Source organism: Nonomuraea rubra, assembly GCF_014207985.1.
GTDB classification, from domain to species: Bacteria; Actinomycetota; Actinomycetes; order Streptosporangiales; family Streptosporangiaceae; genus Nonomuraea; species Nonomuraea rubra.
In genome coordinates, this window is sequence record NZ_JACHMI010000001.1 from 3,144,109 (window position 1) to 3,166,583 (window position 22,475).

At 71.5% G+C, this 22,475-nt stretch carries 22 protein-coding genes and 1 riboswitch; of the genes, 11 read left to right on the forward strand and 11 right to left on the reverse strand.

The genetic code is table 11. The annotated features are described in order from the left end of the window. Positions 1–49: 49 nt before the first annotated feature. Together glgX and HD593_RS14340 are read right to left on the reverse strand one after the other, a co-directional pair. A complete protein-coding gene (gene glgX, locus HD593_RS14335; RefSeq protein WP_185102644.1) occupies positions 50–2,176 on the reverse strand; it encodes a glycogen debranching protein GlgX in 2,127 nt (708 codons plus the stop codon). 76 nt (positions 2,177–2,252) lie between these two features. Next, positions 2,253–2,678, reverse strand: coding sequence for an OsmC family protein (locus tag HD593_RS14340; RefSeq protein ID WP_185102645.1), 426 nt, complete (start codon positions 2,676–2,678; stop codon positions 2,253–2,255). Between the two features lie 151 nt (positions 2,679–2,829). On the opposite strand from HD593_RS14340, the gene HD593_RS14345 reads away from it, so the two are divergent. The 3 genes from HD593_RS14345 (at position 2,830) to HD593_RS14355 (ending at position 5,095) form a co-directional block, all read left to right on the forward strand. Continuing rightward, positions 2,830–3,387, forward strand: coding sequence for a sigma-70 family RNA polymerase sigma factor (locus HD593_RS14345; RefSeq protein WP_221524758.1), 558 nt, complete (start codon positions 2,830–2,832; stop codon positions 3,385–3,387). A 100-nt stretch (positions 3,388–3,487) separates the two neighbouring features. After that, complete coding sequence (locus tag HD593_RS14350; protein ID WP_185102647.1) at positions 3,488–4,378, forward strand: maleylpyruvate isomerase family mycothiol-dependent enzyme; 891 nt, start codon at positions 3,488–3,490, stop codon at positions 4,376–4,378. A 141-nt stretch (positions 4,379–4,519) separates the two neighbouring features. Next, entirely contained in the window at positions 4,520–5,095 is a 576-nt protein-coding gene (locus HD593_RS14355; RefSeq protein WP_185102648.1) for an HD domain-containing protein, read from the forward strand. 76 nt (positions 5,096–5,171) lie between these two features. Here the strand turns inward: HD593_RS14355 and HD593_RS14360 are convergent, their stop codons facing one another. Then, the gene (locus HD593_RS14360; RefSeq protein WP_246546511.1) at positions 5,172–6,536 is read right to left on the reverse strand and encodes an ankyrin repeat domain-containing protein; all 1,365 of its coding nucleotides are present in this window, start codon (positions 6,534–6,536) and stop codon (positions 5,172–5,174) included. Between the two features lie 186 nt (positions 6,537–6,722). Here HD593_RS14360 and HD593_RS14365 point away from each other — a divergent pair, with 186 nt between their 5' ends. Continuing rightward, positions 6,723–7,439 carry a DUF1707 SHOCT-like domain-containing protein gene (locus HD593_RS14365; RefSeq protein WP_185102649.1) on the forward strand — a complete coding sequence of 239 codons (717 nt, stop codon included), beginning with the start codon at positions 6,723–6,725 and terminating at the stop codon, positions 7,437–7,439. Positions 7,440–7,486: 47 nt separating this feature from the next. Here the strand turns inward: HD593_RS14365 and HD593_RS14370 are convergent, their stop codons facing one another. The 5 genes from HD593_RS14370 to HD593_RS63355 form a co-directional block, all read right to left on the reverse strand. Next, entirely contained in the window at positions 7,487–8,263 is a 777-nt protein-coding gene (locus HD593_RS14370) for a sirohydrochlorin chelatase (RefSeq protein WP_185102650.1), read from the reverse strand. Next, on the reverse strand, positions 8,245–8,973 hold the full coding sequence (locus tag HD593_RS14375; RefSeq protein WP_185102651.1) for a phosphoadenylyl-sulfate reductase: 729 nt from the start codon (positions 8,971–8,973) through the stop codon (positions 8,245–8,247). The genes HD593_RS14370 and HD593_RS14375 overlap by 19 nt, the downstream gene beginning before the upstream one ends. Before the next feature lie 136 nt (positions 8,974–9,109). Then, the gene (locus tag HD593_RS14380) at positions 9,110–10,798 is read right to left on the reverse strand and encodes a nitrite/sulfite reductase (RefSeq protein ID WP_185102652.1); all 1,689 of its coding nucleotides are present in this window, start codon (positions 10,796–10,798) and stop codon (positions 9,110–9,112) included. 112 nt (positions 10,799–10,910) lie between these two features. Beyond that, positions 10,911–10,994, reverse strand: a complete 84-nt coding sequence (locus tag HD593_RS65105; protein WP_311132608.1) for a putative leader peptide — start codon at positions 10,992–10,994, stop codon at positions 10,911–10,913. A 100-nt stretch (positions 10,995–11,094) separates the two neighbouring features. After that, the gene (locus tag HD593_RS63355; RefSeq protein ID WP_281402457.1) at positions 11,095–11,220 is read right to left on the reverse strand and encodes a hypothetical protein; all 126 of its coding nucleotides are present in this window, start codon (positions 11,218–11,220) and stop codon (positions 11,095–11,097) included. A 57-nt stretch (positions 11,221–11,277) separates the two neighbouring features. Here HD593_RS63355 and HD593_RS14385 point away from each other — a divergent pair, with 57 nt between their 5' ends. The 6 genes from HD593_RS14385 to glyA all read left to right on the forward strand — a co-directional run bounded on the left by HD593_RS14385 (position 11,278) and on the right by glyA (position 17,794). After that, the gene (locus HD593_RS14385; RefSeq protein WP_185111840.1) at positions 11,278–12,063 is read left to right on the forward strand and encodes a TIGR03084 family metal-binding protein; all 786 of its coding nucleotides are present in this window, start codon (positions 11,278–11,280) and stop codon (positions 12,061–12,063) included. A 33-nt stretch (positions 12,064–12,096) separates the two neighbouring features. Next, a complete protein-coding gene (locus tag HD593_RS14390) occupies positions 12,097–12,471 on the forward strand; it encodes a YccF domain-containing protein (RefSeq protein WP_185102653.1) in 375 nt (124 codons plus the stop codon). Between the two features lie 57 nt (positions 12,472–12,528). Then, positions 12,529–13,461: a YihY/virulence factor BrkB family protein gene (locus tag HD593_RS14395; protein ID WP_221524759.1), complete on the forward strand. Its 933-nt coding sequence runs from the start codon at positions 12,529–12,531 to the stop codon at positions 13,459–13,461. A gap of 39 nt (positions 13,462–13,500) precedes the next feature. Further along, positions 13,501–14,868, forward strand: a complete 1,368-nt coding sequence (locus tag HD593_RS14400; protein WP_312903466.1) for a serine/threonine-protein kinase — start codon at positions 13,501–13,503, stop codon at positions 14,866–14,868. Between the two features lie 23 nt (positions 14,869–14,891). Then, on the forward strand, positions 14,892–16,409 hold the full coding sequence (locus HD593_RS14405) for a serine/threonine-protein kinase (protein WP_185102655.1): 1,518 nt from the start codon (positions 14,892–14,894) through the stop codon (positions 16,407–16,409). Positions 16,410–16,435: 26 nt separating this feature from the next. Next, positions 16,436–16,518, forward strand: a riboswitch (ZMP/ZTP riboswitch). 1 nt (position 16,519) lies between these two features. Continuing rightward, on the forward strand, positions 16,520–17,794 hold the full coding sequence (gene glyA / locus HD593_RS14410) for a serine hydroxymethyltransferase (RefSeq protein WP_434094543.1): 1,275 nt from the start codon (positions 16,520–16,522) through the stop codon (positions 17,792–17,794). Positions 17,795–17,995: 201 nt separating this feature from the next. Here the strand turns inward: glyA and HD593_RS14415 are convergent, their stop codons facing one another. From HD593_RS14415 to HD593_RS14425, 3 genes are all read right to left on the reverse strand, one after another. Then, the gene (locus HD593_RS14415; protein ID WP_185102657.1) at positions 17,996–19,216 is read right to left on the reverse strand and encodes a CHRD domain-containing protein; all 1,221 of its coding nucleotides are present in this window, start codon (positions 19,214–19,216) and stop codon (positions 17,996–17,998) included. Between the two features lie 206 nt (positions 19,217–19,422). Further along, entirely contained in the window at positions 19,423–20,154 is a 732-nt protein-coding gene (locus HD593_RS14420) for an anti-sigma factor family protein (protein WP_185102658.1), read from the reverse strand. After that, positions 20,151–20,699 carry a sigma-70 family RNA polymerase sigma factor gene (locus HD593_RS14425; protein WP_185102659.1) on the reverse strand — a complete coding sequence of 183 codons (549 nt, stop codon included), beginning with the start codon at positions 20,697–20,699 and terminating at the stop codon, positions 20,151–20,153. Before HD593_RS14425 ends, HD593_RS14420 begins: the two co-directional genes overlap by 4 nt. Positions 20,700–20,983: 284 nt before the next feature. On the opposite strand from HD593_RS14425, the gene rsgA reads away from it, so the two are divergent. Beyond that, positions 20,984–22,081 (forward strand): ribosome small subunit-dependent GTPase A, encoded by a 1,098-nt coding sequence (rsgA, locus tag HD593_RS14430; protein ID WP_185102660.1) that lies wholly within the window; start codon positions 20,984–20,986, stop codon positions 22,079–22,081. Positions 22,082–22,475 lie beyond the last annotated feature (394 nt).

Below are 22,475 nucleotides of genomic sequence, written 5' to 3' on the forward strand. Positions count from 1 at the left end.
CTACGGCTTCGCGGCCCCTGGTTCGGCGGCCCTGGGGACGGCGCAGCTCCTACGGCTTCGCGCCCCTGGGCCGGCGCAGCACCTGCAGCGAGCGCGCCGTGACGGCCACCAGGTCGCCCGCCTGCCACCCGTCGTCCGCGAACCCCTCCTCCACCACGTCATGGGTGGTGTCGAGCACGGGCAGCCAGCGCGTGCCGAACTCCTCGCCCGGCAGCGTGAACGGCAGGCTCTCGTGGTGAGCGTTGATCAGCAGCAGGAACGAGTCGTCCGCGATCCGCTCGCCGCGCGGCCCCATCTCCGTGATCGCCTCGCCGTTCAGGTAGACCATCAGCGACTTGGCGTAGCTGATGTGCCAGTCGCCGGCCGTCATCTCCCGCCCGCCGGGCGTCAGCCAGACCAGGTCGCGGGCCCCGTTGTCGGGATGGCGGCCGTGGAAGAAGCGCCGCCGCTGGAAGACGGGGTGCTCGCGGCGCAGCTTGGCCAGCGCCCGCACGAACTCCAGCAGCTCCGACTCGGCGTTCACCAGCGACCAGTCGACCCAGGCCAGCTCGTTGTCCTGGCAGTAGGCGTTGTTGTTGCCGCGCTGCGTGCGCCCGATCTCGTCGCCGTGGGAGAGCATCGGCACGCCCTGCGACAGGAACAGCGTGGCCAGGAAGTTGCGGCGCTGGCGGCGGCGGAGCGTGACGATCTGCGGGTCCTCGACCGGGCCCTCCGCGCCGCAGTTCCAGGAGCGGTTGTCGTTGGTGCCGTCGCGGTTGTCCTCGCCGTTGGCCTCGTTGTGCTTGTGGTCGTAGGAGACCAGGTCCGTCAGCGTGAAACCGTCGTGGCAGGTGACGAAGTTGATCGAGGCGACGGGGCGGCGGCCGGAGGACTCGTACAGGTCGGCGGAGCCGGTCAGGCGGGAGGCGAACTCCGGCAGCGCGGAGTGGGTGCCCCGCCAGAAGTCGCGGACGATGTCGCGGTACTTGCCGTTCCACTCCGTCCACAACGGCGGGAAGTTGCCCACCTGGTAGCCGCCCGGGCCGACGTCCCACGGCTCGGCGATCAGCTTGACCTGCGAGATCACCGGATCCTGCTGGATCAGGTCGAAGAACGCGCTCAGCCGGTCGACGTCGTGCAGCTCCCTGGCCAGCGCCGAGGCCAGGTCGAAGCGGAACCCGTCGACGTGCATCTCCAGCACCCAGTAACGCAGCGAGTCCATGATGAGCTGCAGGGCGTGCGGCGAGCGCACGTTGAGGGAGTTGCCGCACCCGGTGTAGTCGAGGTAGTAGCGCCGGTCGCCGTCGTGCAGCCGGTAGTAGGCGGTGTTGTCGATCCCCCTGAACCCCAGCGTGGGCCCCATGTGGTCGCCCTCGGCCGTGTGGTTGTAGACCACGTCCAGGATGACCTCGATGCCCGCCTCGTGCAGCGCCCGCACCATGGCCTTGAACTCCAGCACCTGCTGCCCCCTGGTGCCGGCGCTGGAGTAGCGCCCGTGCGGGGCCAGGTAGGCCATGGTGTTGTAGCCCCAGTAGTTCGTCAGCCCGCGCGCCACCAGGAAGTGCTCGGGGATGTAGTGGTGCACCGGCATCAGCTCGACCGCCGTCACCCCGAGCGACAGCAGGTGCTCGATGATCGCCGGATGCCCCACCCCGGCGTAGGTGCCCCGCAGGTCTGGCGGCACGTCGGGGTGGCGCATGGTGAGCCCGCGCACGTGCGCCTCGTAGATCACGGTCTCGTGGTACGGGATGCGCGGCGACCGGTCGTTGCCCCACTCGAAGAACGGGTTGATCACCACGTTCTTCGGCATGTACGGCGCGCTGTCCTCGGTGTTGCGCCTGGTGGGGTCGGTGAAGTAGTAGGGGAACAGCGCCTGGTTCCACTCCAGGTCGCCGTCGATCGCCTTGGCGTACGGGTCGAGCAGCAGCTTGGCCGGGTTGCACCGGTGACCCTGCGACGGCTCGTACGGCCCGTCGATCCGGTAGCCGTACCGCTGCCCCGGCTGGATGCCCGGCAGGTAGCCATGCCAGACGAACCCGTCGACCTCGGGCAGGTCGACGCGTTCCTCGGAGCCGTCATCGTGGAAAAGGCACAGCTCGACCCGCTCGGCGACCTCGGAGAACACCGCAAAGCTGGTGCCAACGCCATCCCAGGTGCCGCCGAGTGGATAGGGCTCGCCCGGCCAGACCTCGCGCATGTGACCCGATTGTCGCACGCGAAAGCGGTCTTGGTCTTCCAATGACCAGATCGCCGCTTCCGCGCGCGGGAGGGGGCTAGAGAAGCTCGGCCTTGAGGCTGATCGTCGTGCCGGCCAGGGCCTTGCTCACCGGGCAGTTGGCCTTGGCCGTCTCGGCCGCCTCCTGGAACTGCTCGGCCGTGATGTTCGGGACGTGCCCCTTGACCGTGAGCACGATGCCCGTGATGCCCTCGCCCGGCTGGAACGTCACGTCGGCGCTGGTCTGCAGCGACTCGGGCGGCGTGCCGGCGCCGGCGAGGCCGTGCGAGAGCGCCATCGAGAAGCACGAGGAGTGGGCTGCGGCGATGAGCTCCTCGGGGGAGGTCTTGCCGTTGGCCGACTCGGCCCTGGACGGCCAGGAGACCTCGAACGTGCCGACACCAGAGGTGTCGAGCGAGACGGTGCCCGAGCCGTCGAGCAGGGCGCCCTTCCACTGGGTAGTGGCGGTGCGGGTGGTGGCCATGGCGAATGCTCCCTCCGTTGTTACCTTTCGACCTTATCGTGGCGCGAAAGAGTCTTGCCCGCCGGTCATCCGGCTCTACATTTGGTGCGAATAGTGACATGCTCGGGTCGCGGCGCACCCGCCGCCTTGGTCCGGAACAAACGGGAGTGTGGTGCCAGTGGAGGCACCGTACGACGACCGCCTGCTGCACCAGCGGGTGGTCGGCGGCGATGAGTCCGCGCTGGGGGAGGTCTACGATCGGCTCTCTTCGCTGATCTTCGGTCTCGCCCTGCGGGTCACCAGGGACCGGGTGATCGCCGAGGACATCACGCAGGAGGTCTTCCTGGTCTTCTGGGAGCGTCCGCTGGCCTTCGACCCGGAACGCGGCACGCTGCGCGCGTGGCTGGCCACGATAGCCCACCGGCGCGCGGTCGATCACGTGCGGGCCGAGGAACGCAGGCGGGTGTCGGCGCTCGGGCCCAGGCTGTTCGAACGGGAGCCCGTCAGGCTCGAGGACACCGTGCTGGCCGCCGACGAGGCCCAGCGGGTACGCCGGGCGGTGACGTCCCTGCCCGACGGCTTACGCGAGGCGGTGGAGCTCGCCTATTTCGGCGGCAGGACCTACCGGCAGGTCGGCGAGGAGCTCGGCGTGCCGGAGGGAACGGCCAAATCGCGCATCCGGCTGGCGCTGCGGCGCCTGGCGGACGCGCTGGCAGAGGAAGAAGTCTGATGGACGCCCGGCCGCCGCACACGGTCAGGGGAAGAAGTGTGATGGACGCCCGGCCGCCGCACACGGCCGAGGCGCACCCGCATACTCAGGAAGAGGTGTGATGGACCCCGTCGAGCGTCTTTACCTCGACGCGCTGATGGAGGACCCCGAGGTGCCGGCCCGCTCGCTGCGGCCCCAGCTCCTCGCCGGGGCCCGGGCCAGGCGCCGGCCGGCGGCACCCACCGCCGCCTGGGCGGAGCCGTACGCCGGCCGGGTGGCGGCCATGGACGCGCTGCTGGCCTCGGCGGTGGACGACGACTGGTCGCGGATCATCGTCGAGGGCTGGACGCTCCAGGAGCTCGTCGCCCACCTGGCCGCCAAGGACGGCCTGCTGGCCGCCTCCGTCGGCGCTCCCGTGCTGGGCCCGCCGATCGGTGCCGCGGACTCGACGTCGCGCACGCATGACGTCCAGGCGTACGAGCGGGCCCGCAGCCCCGAGCAGACGCGCAGGGACTGGCGCGCGCAGGCGGACGCCCTCTGCCGCCACCTGGCGGACCTGCCCCCCACGACCCCGGCCACGCTCGACGGCCTGGACGCGCCCGTCAACGACCACATCCTGGCCAGGTGCCTGGAGACGTGGATCCACACCTCCGACGCGGCCGAGACGGCGCGGATCCGCCTGCCCGACCCGATCGCGGAGCACATCCACCCCACCGCCGACCTGTGCGCCCGCCTGCTGCCCTTCACGATGCTCTTCGGCGGCGTGGACGGCGCGGGCCGCACCCTGCACCTCACGCTGACCGGCGAGGGCGGGGGAGAGTGGCGGGTCGCGCTGGGCGTGGAGGACGCCGGGCCGGGCGAGCCCGACGCGCACATCACGGCGGACGTGAAGAAATTCTGTTTCCTGCTCGGCGGAAGGGGCGATCCCGCCGATTTCCCCGCAGACCTGGAGGGCGATCTCGCCCTCGCCAGGGACGTGCTGGCCACCGCCCCCGCGCTCTCGACCCCGTAACCCGCAGAAGGGATCGATTCCCGCGCGGACACGAGCCGGTCAGGGACGACCCCTGCCGTGACCGCCCGGCCGGGTCGCGGCATTCGCCGCGTGATTTCGGGGGAGGAATCAGACTCTGCGCATGACGAGAAGGGGGTCCTCGTGGCGGGTGATGTGACGGGTCTGGCGGGGTTTCTGTACGAGTTCGGGCTGCTCAAGCGCTACAAGCGAACCGGCTGGCTGGTCGCGGGCGTACGCGATCCTGAGAGCATCGCCGAGCACTCCTTCCGCGCGGCGGTGATCGCCGCCGTGATCGCCGGGCTGGAGGGCGGCAACCCGGAGCGGGCCGCGTTCATGAGCCTCTTCCACGACACGCAGGAGACCCGCATCACCGACATCCCGTACATCGGCAAGCGCTACCTCACGGCCGCCTCCAACGAGGACGTCACCGCCGACCAGGTCCGCGGCCTGCCGGCGGAGGTGGCCTCCCTCGTCGGCGACGCCGTGGCCGAGTACGAGGAGAAGGCCACCCTCGAAGCCGTCTGCGCCCGCGACGCCGACAAGCTGGAATGCCTCATCCAGGCCGTCGAGTACCGCGAGCAGGGCCACCAGAACGTCCAGGGGTGGATCGACAGCTCGCTGGCCCTGATCACCACCGAGACGGGCAAGCGCCTGGCGGAGGAGGCCCTGAGCACGGGGACGCTCGACTGGGTGACCCGCGTGCTCAACGGCGACTGAACCTTCCGGGGGAGGGGGCCCGGGCGGCGGTGACGACGGCTCAGGCTTCGGCGGCGACCGAGCCCGCGCGGGGGCGTCAGGCTTCGGCGGCGGGCCGGGTGACCAGCTCCCTGGCGTACTCGTCGTCGCTCTCGGCCAGCACCCGCGAGACCCCCTGCGCGGCCCGGTCGTCCCCGCGGTCGGCCAGGCCGCGCGTGGCCTCGGCCACCGTACGCAGGTCGGAGTCGGACAGCCGGGCGGCCAGGGCCTCCCTGATCCGCGGCGTGTCGGCGGCCAGCCCGGCGAGCCCGGAGGTGGCCCAGTCGCGGATCTCCGAGTCCTCGTCCTCGGTCATGGAGATCAGCAGCGCCAGCCCCTCCTCGTGGTCCGGCGGCAGCACGTCGGCCAGCGCGATCGGGTCCGTCATCGTGCGCTTGTGCCCGGGACGCCGGAGCACGTCCAGCACGGACGGCAGCGCCCGCGGGTCTCCCTGGTGCCCGAGCCCGGCCAGCACCGAGCGCAGGACCTGCGGGTTGCCCTCCGTGGTGACCATCTTCTGCAGCAGCGGCAGGGTCCGCTCCAGGTACGGCTTCTCCCCGTCGGCGAACCCGAACTGCGCGATCGCGTCCACGCCGAACTCCCGCTCCCTGGCGTCCTCGCTCACGCACAGCCTGGCCAGCGCCTCGTACGTCTCCTCGTCGGCCCGCCTGCCCAGCGAGTCGGCCACGATCCACCAGGTCTCGGCGTCCTCGTCGACGTCGCGGTGCGCCAGGGCCCTGGCCACCAGCTGCTCGACCGGCGTGTAGACGCCCGCCGCGTCCTCCAGCAGGGTCGCGACGGCGGCGTGGCCGCGCTGGGCCTGCACCTGCTCGCTCTCCTCGCCGTCGGGGGAGCGGCCGGCCACGGTGATCAGCTCGGTGCCGTCCTTGGCGTACTGGCGGGCCACGACGTACTCCCAGCCCTCCTGCTCGATCTGCTCCAGCAGGGCGGTCTCCAGGTGCACGCCCGCCCAGCCGAGCGCGACCTCGAGCGCCGTGTCGCCGTCGCCGTCGTACTTCTCGTGGTCGGCGCCCGCCTCCAGCAGCACCTGCACCACGCCGGGGGCGCCGCGGCTGGCGGCGAGCGTGAGCGGGGTGTCGCCGACCTCGTTGGTGGCGTTCACGTCGGCGCCCGCCTCGATGAGCAGCCTGGCGGCGTCGGCGTGGCCGTTGGCGGAGGCCCACAGCAGGGCCGTCCAGCCGCCGTCCTCGCGGGCGTTGACGTCCGCGCCGGCGGACAGCAGCGCCGTGACCACCTCGGTGCGGTCGCGGGACGCCGCGGCGCACAGGGCGAGCCCGCCCTCCGACCCGCCTTCTTCCGGTCCCTCGCTGGGCGTGTTGGGGTCGAGCCCGCCGGCGAGCAGCTTGCCCACGGTCTCGATGTCTCCGATCAACGCCGCGCGGTAGAGCTGTTCTGCATGCATGACAAGGGACCCTAGCCTGGTCCGGCCGCGCCCCGGACCAAGGCCGGGGCCCCGTGTCATGGCGTGGTACGCGCCCCACTGGCGGACCGGTTCAGATTTCAACCCGAATGTGCATGTTTCGATGGATGGCTGGATTCCTCCGCAAGGAGGAGCTTCAGCGGGGCGCAAACGCGATATGTTGCGAGTATGACTGAACCCGGTGAGGTCCGCGCGTCGGACGCCGAGCGCGAGGCCGTCGTCGAGCAGCTCCGTGTCGCGTCCGTCGAGGGCCGGCTGACGCTCGCCGAGCTGACCGACCGCACTGAGGCCGCGTACACCGCGACCACCCAGGCCGAGCTGGCCATGCTGACCCAGGACCTGCCCGCCGCGGGCGGCTACGCCCCCGTAGCCGCCCCGGCCCCGGAGCGCAAGAAGCGGCGGTGGTTCGTCGGCGTCATGGGCGACTCCAAGCGCCGCGGCACCTGGCGCATCGACCAGGAGCTGGGCGCCGTCGCCGTGATGGGCGACGTGCTGCTCGACCTGCGCGAGGCGGAGGTGCGTACGGACCGCGTGGAGATCCTGGCCGTCTCCGTGATGGGCGACGTCAAGATCATCGTGCCCGACGGCGTGTACGTGGACCTCGACGGCATGGCGATCATGGGCGACAAGAAGGTGAACGTCATGCAGGCGCCGCCCGGCATGAACGTGCCCGTGGTGCGCGTGCAGGCGTACGCCGTGATGGGCGACGTCAAGGTGATCGGCGACTCGCAGGTGCCGCCGCTCCAGCGCGGCTTCGCGGCCTGGCGCGAGCACTGGCGGCGGCTGCACGGCGAGGACTGGCGCGAGATCGGCCGCCAGGTCCGCGCCGAGGGCCGCGAGATCCGCCGCCAGCTCCGCGAGGACCGCCGCCACCTCGGCTACTGACCCGCCACCCGCCACCGCGGTCCCGATGAAGGCCGTGGGGCGGGCGTTCAGCCGGCCAGGGTGACCGGCTCGCGCCGGGCGGCCTCGTAACGTTCCATCAGCACGTCCACCAGCTCGGGCGCCGGCCCCAGCACGTCGGCCACCACCGACGCGCCCGCGGCCAGCGAGTCGCGCCGCACCTTGTCGGCGAAGTAGCCGGGAGCCAGCAGGTACGGCGCCACGACCACCCGCGGCGCCCCCGCCCGGACGAGCGAGGCGGCCGCCTCGGCCGGCGTCGGCGAGGCGGCGGAGGCGTACGCGGGGGTGACGGTCCACCAGCCGGACCGCCGCCACACCCGCGCCATCTCCGCGATCACCGCGTTCGCCCGCGCGTCGCTCGACCCGGCCGAGACCAGCACCACCGCGGTGTCCGGGTCGCCCGCCGGCACGCCCGCCTCGCCCAGCCGCCGCTCCAGCGCGGTCAGCAACAGCGGATGCGGGCCCAGCGTGTGCCCGTAGCGGACGCGCAGCCGCGGCTCGCGCGCCCGCGCCTCGTTCAGCGCCGCCGGCAGGTCCACCCGGCTGTGGTACGCCTCGGTGAGCAGCAGCGGCAGCACCACGGCCTCACGCAGGCCGGCCAGGGCCTGCCCGAGGGTCGGGGCGCTGTGGTCCAGGTACGCCACCCGCACGTCGAGCGGTACCCGGCCGAGCAACGCGGCCACGGTGGCGGCGGCTCGCGGGTCACGGGACCCGTGCGCCACCGCCACCAGTGGCACGCGGCCGGGGGCCGTCCCGCCTGCCAACGGGACGGATCCCCCGCTGGGGATCACAGGTGAATGCCGCATTCGACCTTCCCCAGGCCCGCCCAGCGTCCGCTGCGCGGATCCTCACCCTCGGCGACCTGCCGCGTGCACGGCGCGCAGCCGATCGAGGGGTAGTTGTCGTAGTGCAACGGGTTGATCAGCACCCCGTTGTCGGCGATGTAGTTGTCGACGTCCTCCTGAGTCCAGGCGGCGATGGGGTTGACCTTCACCATCTGCCGCTTGGCGTCCCACTCCACGACCTTGGTGTCCGTCCTGCTGGACGACTCGTCGCGGCGGATGCCGGAGATCCACGCCAGGTACGGCTCCAGCGCCCGGTTCAGCGGCTCCACCTTGCGTAGGTAGCAGCACAGGTCGGGATTGCGGCCGAACAGGCGCGGCCCGAGGTCGCGGTCCTGCTCCGCCACCGTCCGCGAGGGCTTGATGTCGATCACGTTGACGTCATAGACCTGCCGCACGGCGTCCCGCGTGCCGATGGTCTCGGCGAAGTGGTAGCCGGTGTCGATGAACAACACGTCCACGCCGGGCTTGACCCGGCTGACCAGGTCGATGAGCAGGGCGTCGCTCATCGAGGAGGTCAGGCACAGCCGGTCGCCGAACGTGGCCGCCGCCCAGCGGATGATCTCGCGCGCGGGGGCGTCCTCCAGGAACTTGGCGGCGGACTCGACGATGTCCTGGAGGTCGAGCGTGCCGCGCTGCTGTCTCAGACCGACCTCTATGTCCACCAGCGTCATATCTTCACTCCGATTCCAAGGAATTTCAGCTTGAAGGCACGAGCGCAGGCGCGGCAGTACCAGCCGCCATCACCCTCGTAGGGTTCGAGATCCTCTTCGCCGCAGTAGGGGCAGTGGAAGGGAACCGCTCGTGTGGTCATTTCAGGTCGGCCTCGTCTGCTCGCTGGACCCAGTCGGCGAACGACTCGCCTTCCTTCTTCTGGCTGTCGTAGTTGGACACGACGCGCGCCACGTAGTCGGGCAGCGCCTTGGCGGTGGTCTTGAGGCCCCGCACCTTCCTGCCGAACCCGGCGTTCACGCCGAGCGAGCCACCGAGGTGGATCTGGAAGCCCTCGACCTGGTCGCCGTTCTCGTCCACGACGAGCTGGCCCTTCAGGCCGATGTCGGCGACCTGGATGCGGGCGCAGGAGTTGGGGCAGCCGTTCAGGTTGATCGTCAGCGGCTCGTCGAAGTCGGGCAGCCGCCGCTCCAGCTCCTCGATCAGGTCCATGGCCGTGGCCTTGGTCTCGACGATGGCGAGCTTGCAGTACTCGATGCCGGTGCAGGCCATCGTCTGGCGGCGGAACGTGGAGGGCTTGACCTGGAGGTCGTTGGCCTCCAGCTCGGCCACGATCGAGTCGACCCGGTCGGGCGCGATGTCGAGGACGACCATCTTCTGCTCGACCGTGGTGCGGACCCGGCCGGAGCCGTGCCGCTCGGCGATGTCGGCGATCAAATGCAGCGTGTCGCCGTCGACCCGGCCCACCTTGGGCGCGAAGCCGACGTAGAAGTTGCCGTCCTTCTGCGGGAAGACGCCCACGTGGTCGCGCCGGTTGCTGCGCGGCTGCTCGGGGGCGGGCCCGTCGGGCAGCTTCTCCTTGAGGTACTCGGTCTCCAGGATGTCCCTGAACTTCTCCGGCCCCCAGTCGTTGACCAGGAACTTGATGCGCGCCCGGTGCCGCAGCCGCCGGTAGCCGTAGTCGCGGAAGATCCCCACGACGCCCTCGTGCACGTCGGCCGCCTTCTCGGGGCTGACGAACACGCCCAGCCGCTTGCCCAGCATCGGGTTGGTCGACAGGCCGCCGCCCACCCACAGGTCGTAGCCGGCCTCGCCGTGCTCGTTGACCACGCCCACGAACGCCACGTCGTTGATCTCGTGCACCGTGCAGTGCGCCGGGCAGCCGCTGAGCGCCGTCTTGAACTTGCGCGGCAGGTTCGAGTAGGCGGGGTTGCCGACGACCCGGTCGTAGATCTCGCTGACCTGCGGGCTGGCGTCGAGCACCTCGTCCACGTCGATCCCGGCCAGCGGACACCCCATGATCACCCGCGGGGTGTCGCCGCACGCCTCGGTGGTCGACAGCCCCACGGCCTCCAGCCGCTCCCAGATGTCGGGCACCGACTCGATCTCCACCCAGTGGAGTTGGATGTTCTGGCGGTCGGTGATGTCGGCCGTGCCGCGGGCGTACTCGTTGGAGATGTCGGCGATCGTACGGAGCTGGGCCAGGTCGAGCTGGCCCCCGTCGATGCGCACCCGCAGCATGAAGTAGCGGTCGTCGAGCTCCTCCGGCTCGAGAATCGCCGTCTTGCCACCGTCGATCCCCGGCTTGCGCTGCGTGTAGAGGCCGTACCACCGCATGCGGCCACGCAGGTCGGCCGGGTCGATCGAGTCGAAGCCCCGCTTGGAGTAGATGTCGATGATGCGCTGGCGGACGTTGAGACCGTCGTCGTTCTTCTTGTTCTCTTCGTTCTTGTTGAGCGGCTCACGGTAACCGAGGGCCCACTGGCCTTCGCCGCGCGGGCGCTTGTGGTGCCGGCTGGCAGGAGTGCGGCTGGCAGGGGTGCTCATTGCGCGTCCTTCGGATCATGGGCGCGCGCAACGTTCCTCCTGCCTTCATCGTCGAAGGGCAGGGCTGGAGAGGATGGAGTGCGACGCGCTCAGCGGTAGAAATCGATGTGGGTTAGCGGGCGTCGCAACAGATGGCACTGCGGACACGCTGGAGGTCGACGTGGCGTCGACCGACGAGCATGGGGTCCGCTGGCATGCTTCGAGGGTACTCTGGCTGTCCGAGATGTCCAATACCGGGTCCAGAGTGTGGGATAGTGGCGCCCTCTGCCTGGCCTTCGGCCCGATGCGGCCTGCCTTCAGCCCTGGCGCGGCCAGTCGAGGTCCGACTCCTCCGGCAGCGCCTGCTCCTTGTGCTGGCAGTCGCACCACGAGCCGCCGCGGCAGTCTTCGTGGCGTTTGTCCTTGCAGCTCTCGCAGATCACGTTACGACATTATTCTCCCAGAACGTTGCTCCGGTTAGGCTGACGCGCGTGGACCTCATGGCCGAGTTGCTCACCGATCTGCGCGCCGAGACCGCCTCCTTCGAAACCCTGCTGCACGACCTGCGCGACGGCGACTGGGACCGGCCCACGCCGGCCGCGGGGTGGGCCGTCCGAGACCAGGTCAGCCACCTGGCGTGGTTCGACGACGCCGCCGTCCTGGCCGCCACCGACCCCGGCGGCTACCGCGCCTCGCTGGCGGCCTTCACGTCCGTGGACGACGTCGCGGCACGGGCCCGCGGGACGGCGCCGGCGGAGCTGCACGCCTGGTTCCGCGCGTCCCGCGCCCGCAGCCTGGAGGTGTTCGCCACGCTCGGCGCCCGCGACCGGCTGCCGTGGTTCGGGCCGGACATGTCGGCCGCCTCGTTCGTCACCGCGCGGCTGATGGAGACGTGGGCGCACGGCCAGGACGTGGCCGACGCGCTCGGCGTCACCAGGGAGCCGACGGCGCGGCTGCGGCACGTGGCCATGATGGGCTTCAGGGCCAGGCCGTACAGCTTCGCCGTCCGCGGCCTGCCCGTCTCCGCCGAGCCCGTACGCGTGGAGCTGGCCATGCCCGGCGGCGGCACCTGGACGGCCGGCCCTCCGGACGCCCCGTCGTTCGTCCGCGGCACCGCCCTGGACTTCTGCCTGGTCGTCACCCAGCGCATCCACCTGTCGGACACCGGGCTGGAGCGGGAAGGGGAGCCCGCGCGGGCCTGGATGGAGATCGCGCAGTGCTTCGCCGGGCCACCCGGAAAGGGCAGAAGCCCCAAGTCAGGGGCGAATCAGGGTGATTCCGGATGACGCTGGCGTCATGATCCGTGACATGCTGTGAGCATGCGCACAATCCTGAACGTCATCTGGCTGGTGTTCGCGGGGATCTGGCTGGCGATGGGCTACGCGCTGGCGGGGGTCATCTGCTGCATCCTCATCGTCACGATCCCGTTCGGCATCGCCTCGTTCAGAATCGCCAGGTACGCGCTGTGGCCCTTCGGCCGCACCGTGGTCCGCGACCCCGACGCCGGCGTCTTCTCCCTCCTGGGCAACATCATCTGGTTCGTGGTCGCCGGCATCTGGCTGGCCATCGGCCACGTCGTCACCTCCATCCCGCTGTTCATCTCGATCATCGGCATCCCGATGGGCGTGGCGAACATCAAACTCATCCCCGTCTCCCTCCTCCCGCTGGGCGCGCGCATCGTGGACAACGACTAGAGCGGCACCGGGACGTAAGCTGTCCCGAAGAGTCACTGCGAAATACCGTTGGGTGCCATGACGTCCACCGATGCGCCTCCCCGGCCCAAGCGCGGGCTCGTCTCCCATGCCCGGGCCAGGCTGAACTGGGTGCTCGACACCAACACGTGGGCGATCGTGCGCGCGTCCACCAACGCCGGCGTCACCTACCGCGTCACCGGCCTGGCCGGGGAGGCGGCGTTCTTCGCGCTGCTGTCGCTGCCGCCGTTCGTGCTGGGCCTGATCGGCGTGCTGGGCAAGCTCGGCACCTGGCTGGGCCCCACCGTCGTCACCCAGGTGAAGACCTGGGTGATGGAGCAGGCGGGGCTGCTGTTCACCGACGACGCGGTGAACAAGGTGGTCAACCCGCTCATCACCGACGTGCTCAGCGACGACGCCGGCAAGGTGTCGATCATTTCGCTGGGCTTCCTGCTGTCGCTCTGGTCCGGCTCCAGGGCGCTGTACGTCTACGTCGACCTCATCTCCGTCGCCTACGGGCTGGGGGAGGAGCGCGGCATCATCCGCACCAGGCTGATGTCGTTCGGCCTGTACGTCATCGGCCTGATCATCGGCATCATCGTCATGCCGATCCTCGTCGTCGGCCCCACCCTGATCAAGGACGCGCTGCCCGCCGACTACGGCATCCTCATCGACCTGCTCTACTGGCCCGTCGTGATCATCGGCTCGGTGCTGTTCCTCACCGTGCTCTACCACGTCAGCGTCCCGGTGCGCACCAAGTGGTACCGCGAGCTGCCCGGGGCCATCCTGGCGCTGTTCCTGTGGATCGTCTGCGCGGCCGTGCTGCGTGCCGTACTGGCCGCCTGGTTCTCGCCCGTCTCGGTGTACGGCTCGCTGGCCGCGCCCATCGCGCTGCTGCTGTGGCTCTACATCACCGCGCTGGCCGTGCTCATCGGGGCCATCCTGAACGCCGAGGTGGACCGGCTCTGGCCGGGCGTGAGCCGTACCAGATAGCCATTCCCCGGCCGGATCATGTCCGGAATAATCCCACCGGTGAACGTGCAGCAGCGAGTCGGGCCGTACACCCTCCTCAGGAAGCTCGGGGAGGGCGGGATGGGCGTCGTCCACCTCGCGCAGGACCCCTCGGGGCGGCGCGTGGCGCTGAAGACCATGCGGCCCGACCTGGCCGGGCGGGAGGAGTTCAGGCGGCGGTTCGGCAAGGAGACCGAGGCCGCCAGGAGGGTCGCCAGGTTCTGCACCGCGCCCGTGCTGGACGCCGGGTTCGACCACGGCACCGCCTACCTGGTCACCGAGTTCGTCGAGGGCCCCGACCTGTCGTCCGTGGTCGCGCGGGCGCCGCTGACCGGCTCGAACCTGGAGGCGCTGGCCGTCGGCGTGGCCACCGCGCTGGCCGCCATCCACCAGGCAGGGGTCGTGCACCGCGACCTCAAGCCGTCGAACGTGCTGCTCAGCCCCGTCGGGCCGCGGGTCATCGACTTCGGCGTCGCCCAGCTCGCCGACACCCCCGGCGCGGTCGCGACGATCGCGACGACGATGGGGACACCCGCGTACATGTCGCCGGAGCAGGCGAGGGGCGAGCACGTGACGCCCGCGGGCGACGTCTTCTCCTGGGGCGCGCTGGTGACGTTCGCGGGCACCGGCAGGCCGCCCTTCGGCACCGGCGGCGTCGCGGAGGTCGTCTACCGCGTCATCAACCACGCGCCCAAGCTCGACGGGCTCGACGAGCGCATCAGGCCGCTGGTCGAGCGGGCGCTGGACAAGGACCCGGCGCGCCGCCCGACCGCCCAGCAGCTCGTGGACGGGCTCCTCGGCCGCACGGGCGTGCCGGTGGACGCCGCCACCAGGGCGGTCTCGGAGACCTGGACCCCCGTCGTGCCGCCGTCCCCTCCGCGGCGCAGGCTCCCCTGGCTGCCGATCGTCGTCGGCGTGCTCGCCGCCGCCGTCGGCGCGGGCGTCACCCTCGCCGCCGTACGCCCCTGGGAGCGGCCGGGTGCCGATCCCGGCACCCCGGCGGCCGCGAGCACGATCGACGCCCTGGGCAGCCGGCTCGAGGTGCGGATCGACTCCCTGGTACGGCAGGGCACCAGGGTCCGCCTGCAGTGGACGGTCAGGAACGTCGGCACCGGGAACGCGCCCCTGCACGGCAAGCTCGGCGCGAACGTCTTCGACGGGACCGTCTCGCGGGTGAGCCTCGTCCCGCCAGGGGTGGGCAATCCGCTCTATCCGGCCGTCAAGGACGGCGCCTGCCAGTGCTTCACCGTCCCCAACGCCGCGTTCGGCGAGGGCGCGCAGCTCCAGCTCTGGGCCGTCTTCGACGGCCTGCCCGAGAGCGCGGACCGGGTGGACGTCAACCTGGGGCCGCTCGGCTCGATCAGGAACGTGGCCGTCACCGAGGCGTGACCGGCACTCTCGCTAGGGACAGCATGAACGATCAGACCAGACGAATCGGGCCGTACACGCTGGTGCGCAAGCTGGGCGAAGGCGGCATGGGCATCGTCTACCTCGCCCAGGACCCCCGCTTCACCCCGGTCGCGCTCAAGGTGCTGCGGCCCGAGCTGGCCGGCCGGGAGGACTTCCGCCGCCGCTTCACCAGGGAGGCGGAGGCAGCCAGGCAGGTGGCCAGGTTCTGCACCGCGCCCGTGCTCGACGCCGGCATCGAGGGCGACACCGCCTACCTCGTCACCGAGTACGTCGACGGCCCCGACCTGACGGGCATGATCGAGACGCGCGGCCCCATGCGCGGCGCCAACCTGGAGGCGCTGGCCGTCGGCGTGGCCACCGCGCTGGCCGCCATCCACGAGGCCGGTGTCGTGCACCGCGACCTCAAGCCGTCGAACATCCTGCTCAGCGCCGTGGGGCCCCGGGTCATCGACTTCGGCATCGCCCGCCTCGCCGAGCCGGACGCCACGCAGTCCGCCGCCGTCGTGGGCACGCCCGCGTACATGGCGCCCGAGCAGGCGGGCGGCGGGCCGATCACGGCCGCCAGCGACGTGTTCGCCTGGGGCGGCGTCGTCACGTACGCGGGGACGGGCCGCCCGCCGTTCGGCACCGGGCAGGTGCCGGAGGTGCTGTACCGGGTGGCGCACCACGAGCCCCGGCTCGACGGGCTCGACGAGCGGCTGCGCGAGCTGGTGGAGCAGGCGCTGCGCAAGGACCCGGCCAGGCGGCCGACCGCCCAGCAGCTCCTGGACCGGCTGCTCGGCCGCGAGCGCGCCACGGTCGCCTCGGCCACCCGCGCGGTGAGCGACGCCTGGACGCCGCTCCTGAACGGTCAGGCGCCGCCCCCGCCCCCCGCGGCGCCGGCGAGACGGCAGGGCGGGCGCTGGGTCGCGCCCGCGGTCGCGGCCGTGCTCGCCTCCGCGCTGACGATGGGCGGCGCGCTGGCGATGTGGCGGCCGTGGCAGGCGGGCGCGGGCACCCCCACGGTCCTTCGCACCGTCCAGGAGACCGTCACCACCACGGCGGGATCCGGCCCGGCGGACACACAAGCCTCCTCCGCGGCCGCCGAGCCGCCGGCCACCGTCACCCCCGGCAGCGAGCAGGCGGCCGTGTCCAAGAAGATCAGCGACGGCTGGACCAAGTACCCGGCCGTCATCAGGATCGCCTCGCTGCGCCGGCAGGGGGAGAACGTCCGGCTCGAGTTCACCATCCGCAACGACCACTCGCAGAACTCGCTCGGCGTCTACGGCCTCACCGAGTCCAACGCCTCCAACCTGGGGGACATCGAGCTGGTCCTGCCCGATGATCCGCTGCCCGTCAGGCCCCTGTGGCAGGACGACCGGTGTGCCTGCTCCGGCCTGGCTCCCGGCGACTTCATCCCCGCCGGCCAGGAGCGGCGCTTCTTCGCCGTCTTCCGCGCCGTGCCCGCCACCGCGACGACGGTCGACCTGGACATGAAGAACCTCGGACACTTCGCGAACCTGCTGATCACGAAGAAATAAGCCCCTGGCGCATCCGATAAGGTCTAGGAACGAGACGCGACTGGCGCATTGGGTGGGATCGACCACCAGGGAGCGAAAGGAGCGGAGGCCGTGCGCCTGGGTCTTCGCACATCGTCAACGATGACAGGAGAGTCATGAGTTCTCTCGCTAGCGTCGACCCGCAGATCGCCGAGCTCATCAAGGCCGAGGAGCGCCGCCAGTCCGACACGGTCAAGCTGATCGCCTCGGAGAACTACGTCTCCAAGGCCGTGCTGGAGGCCACCGGCACCGTCCTGACCAACAAGTACTCCGAGGGCTACGCGGGCAAGCGTTACTACGAGGGCCAGCAGGTCATCGACCAGATCGAGACCCTGGCCATCGAGCGCGCCAAGGCCGTGTTCGGCGTCAACCACGCCAACGTCCAGCCCTACTCCGGCTCGCCCGCCAACCTCGCCGTCTACATGGCGTTCCTGCAGCCCGGCGACACCGTGATGGGCATGGGCCTGCCGTTCGGCGGCCACCTGACGCACGGCTGGTCCGTCTCGGCCACGGGCAAGTGGTTCAACCCGGTCCGCTACGGCGTACGCAAGGACACCGGCCGCATCGACCTCGACGAGGTCCGCCAGCTCGCCCTGGAGCACCGGCCGAAGCTGATCTTCTGCGGCGGCACCGCGATCCCGCGCACGATCGACTTCGAGGGCTTCGCCGCCATCGCCCGCGAGGTCGGCGCCGTGCTGGCCGCCGACATCGCGCACATCGCGGGCCTGGTCGCGGGCGGCGCGCACCCGTCCCCGGTGGGCCACGCCGACGTGATCTCCACGACCACCCACAAGACGCTGCGCGGCCCGCGCGGCGCCATGCTCATGGCCACGGCCGACGAGCACGCCACGGCGCTGAACAAGGCCGTCTTCCCCGGCCTCCAGGGCGGCCCGCACAACCACACCACCGCCGCCATCGCCGTCGCCCTGCACGAGGCCGCCCAGCCGGCCTTCCGGGAGTACGCCCACCAGGTGGTGCGCAACGCCAAGGCGCTGGCCGAGGAGCTGTCCTCGCGCGGCTTCGACCTGGTCTCCGGTGGCACCGACAACCACCTGATCCTGCTCGACCTCACGCCCAAGGGCATCGGCGGCAAGCCGGCCGCGCAGGCGCTCGACCGCGCGGGCCTGGAGACCAACTACAACACGGTGCCGTTCGACACCCGCAAGCCGTTCGACCCGTCGGGCATCCGCATCGGCACGCCGTCGGTGACCTCGCGCGGCATGGGCGAGGCCGAGATGCGCCAGATCGGCGCCTGGATGGACGAGGTCGTCACCGCCCTGGCCAAGGGCGACGCGGAGGACGTGATCACCCGCGTCCACCACGAGGTCAGCGAGCTGACCGCCCAGTTCCCCGCCCCGGGTCTGTAACTCCCGGCCACGGAGACTCCCGGCCACGGAGAAGCACCCCACCGCACGGGCTCCCGGTGCGCGGTGGGGTGCTTCGGGTGCGAGCGGGGTGGGCCGGAGTACCCCGTCGCGGTGGCCGATCCCGGCCCGGAGGACTGGTCCGGATCGGCCGGGGACGGCCTTCTCAGGGGACGGGACCGAATCGTCCCCCGGGAAGGCCACTCAGCCGAGGAAGACGTAGTCGGCCCCGTACGGCACCCTGGCCTCCGTGCCGGGCTCGCAGGCCCCCGCGGGCGCGGTGCCGCCGGTCGTGTTGAGGCGCAGGATCTGGGTGGCGTGGGCGAGCAGGCCGCTGCCGGCGCCCGCCTGGGCGGCGTCGAGGAGCAGCTCGGGGATGTGGCCGCCGTTCGGCGTCCTGCTCACGACCGAGCCGCGCACCGCGCTGCCGTCCGGGGCGATCCACTGCGGCGGCCCCGAGCCGGGCGTGACGAACGAGTGGTCGATGCCGCGCCGCAGCGTGGCCGTCACGCCGAGCTGGGTGAACCCGTATCCGCCTGACGGCAGTTGCGTGCAGGCGTAGATCTGCGAGCCGCGCAGCACGTCCGCGGTGAGCGCGCGCGGGTGGGTGAACGGCTCGCCCGAGACCTGGCCGCGGACCGCGCCGTCCCTGAGGTCCCGCGTGTGCAGGTTCGAGTAGTACGCGCCCGGGTTCGCGGCGATGCGCCCGGCGACCTTGGCGCTGACCGGCGTCACCCCCGCGACGCCGGTCAGGTTCTCGGGCAGCCCGAGCGGGGCCGTGAACAGGCGGGCCACCACCGCGCCGTTCCTGCCCGGCGCGCCCTTGTGCAGGTGTCCCGCGCTCACCCGGCCCAGGCCGCTCCAGGAGACGGTGTAGGCGATCGAGGAGCCCGCGGGCCGCAGCCACCACACCGCCCTGCCGTCCGCGTCGCCGCGGTTCGCCGGCACCTCCTGGCCGCCGTCGGCCTGGGAGGAGAGCGTGGCCTGGTCGCCGCCGTGCAGCACGCCGAGGAGGTCGACGGGCCTGCTCAGCCGGTGGAACTGGCCCCGTACCGCGCCCTTGGGGTGGGCGGCGTCGTGCAGGTTGGCGTAGAAGCCGCCGGGGTCGGCGAGGAGCGCCTGGACGAGGTCGTCCCCGGCCCTGACGGTGCCGGTGACGCCGCGTACGGAGGACGGCGGGGACGCGGTGAGCAGGTCGAGCCGGACGTCACCCTCGACGCCCCTGGCCCCGGCGTGGACGTGCGCGGCCGTAGGCGTGCCGATCTCGTGCCACCGGGCCGCGAACGTCACCTCGTTCCCGCTGATCTTCAGCACGACCGTCGAGCGGCCGTCCTGGTCGCCGGGGGCGCCCACCTCGTTCGCGCCGCGCAGCCCCGCCGCGAGATAGACCTCGTCACCGGACGCGTGCGCGGGAGCGGCAAGCACACCTGCCCCTAAAACCCCGCAAAGAGCGATCTTTGCGATATACATCATGAAACCTCATAAAAGGCTCGATATTCCGGTCGGTACGGCAGGCAGTACGCGCCGGGAGCCGGGGAGGTTCAATCCATGGGCCGGTAATTTCCCCACCTTCGCACGGGCACGCGAAGATGCCCTCCCACCGGTGGTGAGAGGGCATCCGGCGAGCAGGGTCAGGCCTTGATGGTGAGCAGTTTCCTGCCCGCCGACGTGACCACCTCGAAATGATCGATGTCCCGCAACTGCGTGGCGCTGCCGCCGTGCATGTAGAGCGGATCGGGCGACCCCGGCACTCCGTACCCGGCTGGAGGCACGGACCACCCCGTCATCACCCGTCTCTCGCCCGACTTGCCGACCGAGATCAGCTCGCACTCCAGCGGCCCCTTCACCCCCGACAGCTTGAGCGCCGCGTGCGTGCCCCAGCCCTTCGACTCCACGACCAGCCCGCCCGTCACGCCCGCCACGCCCGTGCCCTCGATGGGCTTGCCGTCGGCGTAGAACTGCTCGGCCGGGCCCATGTTCGTCCCCATGTGACCGCCGTGCCCCTGCGCCACATGCGGCGTGTCGCCCGCGCTGAGCTGCGTGCCGATCGTCAGCCCGCCGGCCACCAGCGTGACCGCCGCCGCCATCCCGATCACGAACGTGCCCCTGCGCGTCCGCCTGTCGGCCGCCTTCTTCCGCCGGAGCAGGTCCACCACGTCGCCCTGGGGCTCAAGGGAAGGAGGGCCGAGGTCCTCCACGGGGGCGATCCCGTGCAGCACGCTGGCCACACCCGCCAGGTCCGACAGCTCGTACCGGCAGGGGGAGCAGCCGAGGAGATGGGCCTCGAAGGCCAGCCGGTCGTCCTCGTCCAGCAGCCCGAGCGCGTACGCTCCCACGTCCGTGTGCTCGACTCTCGACGTCATGCCTTCACCCCCCTCTCCTCCAGCGCGATGCGCAACGCGCGGACCGCGTAGTAGACCCGGGACTTCACGGTGCCCACCGGGATGCCGAGCGCCGCCGCGGCGTCGTTGACCGACCGGTCCCGCAGGATCGTCTCGTTGAGGATCTCGCGGTGTGCCGGCGACAACGCCTTCAGCGCCTCGGACACGACCACCTGGTGCAGCAGTCCCTCCATCTCGTCAGGCACGGGCACGCTCTCCAGCGGCCCGTCGCCCGACTCCTGGGGGCGGGCGTCCCTGCGCCGCCGGTCATCGATCACGATACGTCTGGCGACCGTGGCGAGCCAGGGCATCAGCGAGACCGAGTCGGGGTCGAGCTGCTCCGCACTCCGCCAGGCCCGGATCATGGTCTCCTGCACCACGTCTTCCGCCCACTGCCGATCGCCCGCGGTCAGCCGGATCACGAAGGCCAGGAGCGGCCTGTGGTATTCCCGGTAGAGCGCGGACACGACCACCTCGTCGTCCGGGCGTACGCGCCGGATCCAGTGTCGTAAGCGCGGCTTGCCCATCGGGGCGGCTCCCTCGGCCGAGGGCGGGGGATACGTGCTGATTCGCATCATTCCCCTTTCTCAGTCCGTCGAGAGGTGGTACGGGAGGCCGCCCTGGCACGGTTCAACAGATCGCGGAAGATAATCCGATTGCATCGCCGGGGACACCGTGCGTAGAGTCGCTCCAGCAACTGATCGAGGAGGTGAGGACTATGCGGGCCGTCCTGTTCAACGTGTCCTCAGCTCACCTCCGGGCGCTCATCTGACCAGCCCGTTCTTCCTTCTCGATCAAAGGTTTCACTACGTTGTCTTACGATCTTTCCCTGCTCGGCTGGACCGCCTTCCGCGCCGCCGAGCTGCCTGACGGCACCGTCCCGGCCCGCGTCTCCCGCGTCGACCGCGGCGCCGCCGAGGTCATCGCCGCCGACGGCCAGCACCAGGCCAGGTACGGCGCCCGCGTACGCCGCGCCTCCGCCGCCGACCCGGTGGCGCTGCCCTGCGTCGGCGACTGGGCCGCGCTCAGATGGCTGCCCGAGGGCCGCTACGAGCTCGACGAGGTCCTGCCCCGCACGACCGCCTTCGTCCGGGGTGGCGTCAGCCGCGACTCGGTCGGCGGCCTGTCGGGCGACGGCCAGGGCCAGGTGCTCGCGGCCAACGTGGACGTCGTCTTCGTCGCCGAGCCGTCGATGCACGCCACCGACTTCGCCGACCTCGGCCGCATCGAGCGCCTCGTCGCCCTCGCCTGGGAGTCCGGCGGCACGCCCGTCGTCCTCATCACCAAGTCCGACCTGTTCGAGAGCGGCCTGGACGACCTCCTCGCCGACGTCCGCGGCACCGCGCCCGGCGTGGCCGTGCACGCCGTCTCCTCCCTCCAAGGGGACGGGGTCCGGCTCGTCCACGACCACCTGGAGGGCTCCCGCACGGCCGTCATCCTCGGCCCGTCGGGCGCCGGCAAGTCCACCCTGGTCAACGCCCTGGCCGGCGACACCGTCATGGAGACCCAGCAGGTACGCGCCGCGGACGGCCGCGGCCGCCACACCACCGTGCACCGGGAGCTGATCCCGCTGCCCGGGGGCGGGCTCGTCATCGACACCCCGGGCATCCGCCGCATCGGCCTCTACGACATGGGGGAGGGCGTCGACCTCGTCTTCTCCGACATCGAGGCCCTCGCCGGCCAGTGCCGCTTCGCCGACTGCGGCCACGACGGCGAGCCGGGCTGCGCGGTGCTCGCCGCCCTGGAGCGGGGGGAGCTGCCGGAGCGGCGGCTGGAGAGCTGGCGCAAGCTGCAGCGGGAGGCGGCGTGGATGGCCTCCAGGACTGACGCTCGGCTGCGCAAGGAACAGCAGAACAAGTGGAAGATCATCACCAAGGAGATGCGCCGCTCAGGCCGCAACCGCCCCTGACCGCACCCCGCCCGACCGCCTGCCCGCTGCCCGCACCCCGGCCCACCTAACCGGGCCCACCGCCACCATGCCCACTCCCGCCGTGCCCTCCCGTCGTGCCTGCCCCCGCCGGGCCCGCACCCCGCGGGCTCGCGCTGGGGTGGCGCTGGGGTGGCGCCGGGCAAGGGCCGCAGGCTTGCGATAGCGTCCGTCGCGCGCCGACCACGCTGTGCGGGCGCGGGCTCGTGATCGCATTCGCGTGCGCGGCCGCCTCAGGGCGCCTGGCACTTCGGGACGCCGCGTCGGCGGGGTGGAGCCCGGCGCGATGCGGGCGGTGCTCAGCCGGGTGGTGTTGGGTGGGCGTTGGTCGTGCGGGTGTGGGTGAAAGGGCGTGGCTGGGGAGGCGAGGAGCGGG

Bases quoted from the DNA above. Each gene is read 5' to 3' on its own strand.
- HD593_RS14360 (WP_246546511.1), bottom strand. From the start codon at position 6,536: ATGCATGCAGAACAGCTCTACCGCGCGGCGTTGATCGGAGACATCGAG.
- HD593_RS14370 (WP_185102650.1), bottom strand. From the start codon at position 8,263: ATGCGGCATTCACCTGTGATCCCCAGCGGGGGATCCGTCCCGTTGGCA.
- HD593_RS14420 (WP_185102658.1), bottom strand. From the start codon at position 20,154: ATGACGTCGAGAGTCGAGCACACGGACGTGGGAGCGTACGCGCTCGGG.
- glgX (WP_185102644.1), bottom strand. From the start codon at position 2,176: ATGCGCGAGGTCTGGCCGGGCGAGCCCTATCCACTCGGCGGCACCTGG.
- HD593_RS14405 (WP_185102655.1), top strand. From the start codon at position 14,892: ATGAACGATCAGACCAGACGAATCGGGCCGTACACGCTGGTGCGCAAG.
- HD593_RS14385 (WP_185111840.1), top strand. From the start codon at position 11,278: ATGGCCGAGTTGCTCACCGATCTGCGCGCCGAGACCGCCTCCTTCGAA.
- HD593_RS14375 (WP_185102651.1), bottom strand. From the start codon at position 8,973: ATGACGCTGGTGGACATAGAGGTCGGTCTGAGACAGCAGCGCGGCACG.
- HD593_RS65105 (WP_311132608.1), bottom strand. From the start codon at position 10,994: ATGCCAGCGGACCCCATGCTCGTCGGTCGACGCCACGTCGACCTCCAG.
- HD593_RS14395 (WP_221524759.1), top strand. From the start codon at position 12,529: ATGACGTCCACCGATGCGCCTCCCCGGCCCAAGCGCGGGCTCGTCTCC.
- HD593_RS14350 (WP_185102647.1), top strand. From the start codon at position 3,488: ATGGACCCCGTCGAGCGTCTTTACCTCGACGCGCTGATGGAGGACCCC.
- HD593_RS14425 (WP_185102659.1), bottom strand. From the start codon at position 20,699: ATGGGCAAGCCGCGCTTACGACACTGGATCCGGCGCGTACGCCCGGAC.
- HD593_RS14380 (WP_185102652.1), bottom strand. From the start codon at position 10,798: ATGAGCACCCCTGCCAGCCGCACTCCTGCCAGCCGGCACCACAAGCGC.
- HD593_RS14365 (WP_185102649.1), top strand. From the start codon at position 6,723: ATGACTGAACCCGGTGAGGTCCGCGCGTCGGACGCCGAGCGCGAGGCC.
- HD593_RS14390 (WP_185102653.1), top strand. From the start codon at position 12,097: ATGCGCACAATCCTGAACGTCATCTGGCTGGTGTTCGCGGGGATCTGG.
- HD593_RS14340 (WP_185102645.1), bottom strand. From the start codon at position 2,678: ATGGCCACCACCCGCACCGCCACTACCCAGTGGAAGGGCGCCCTGCTC.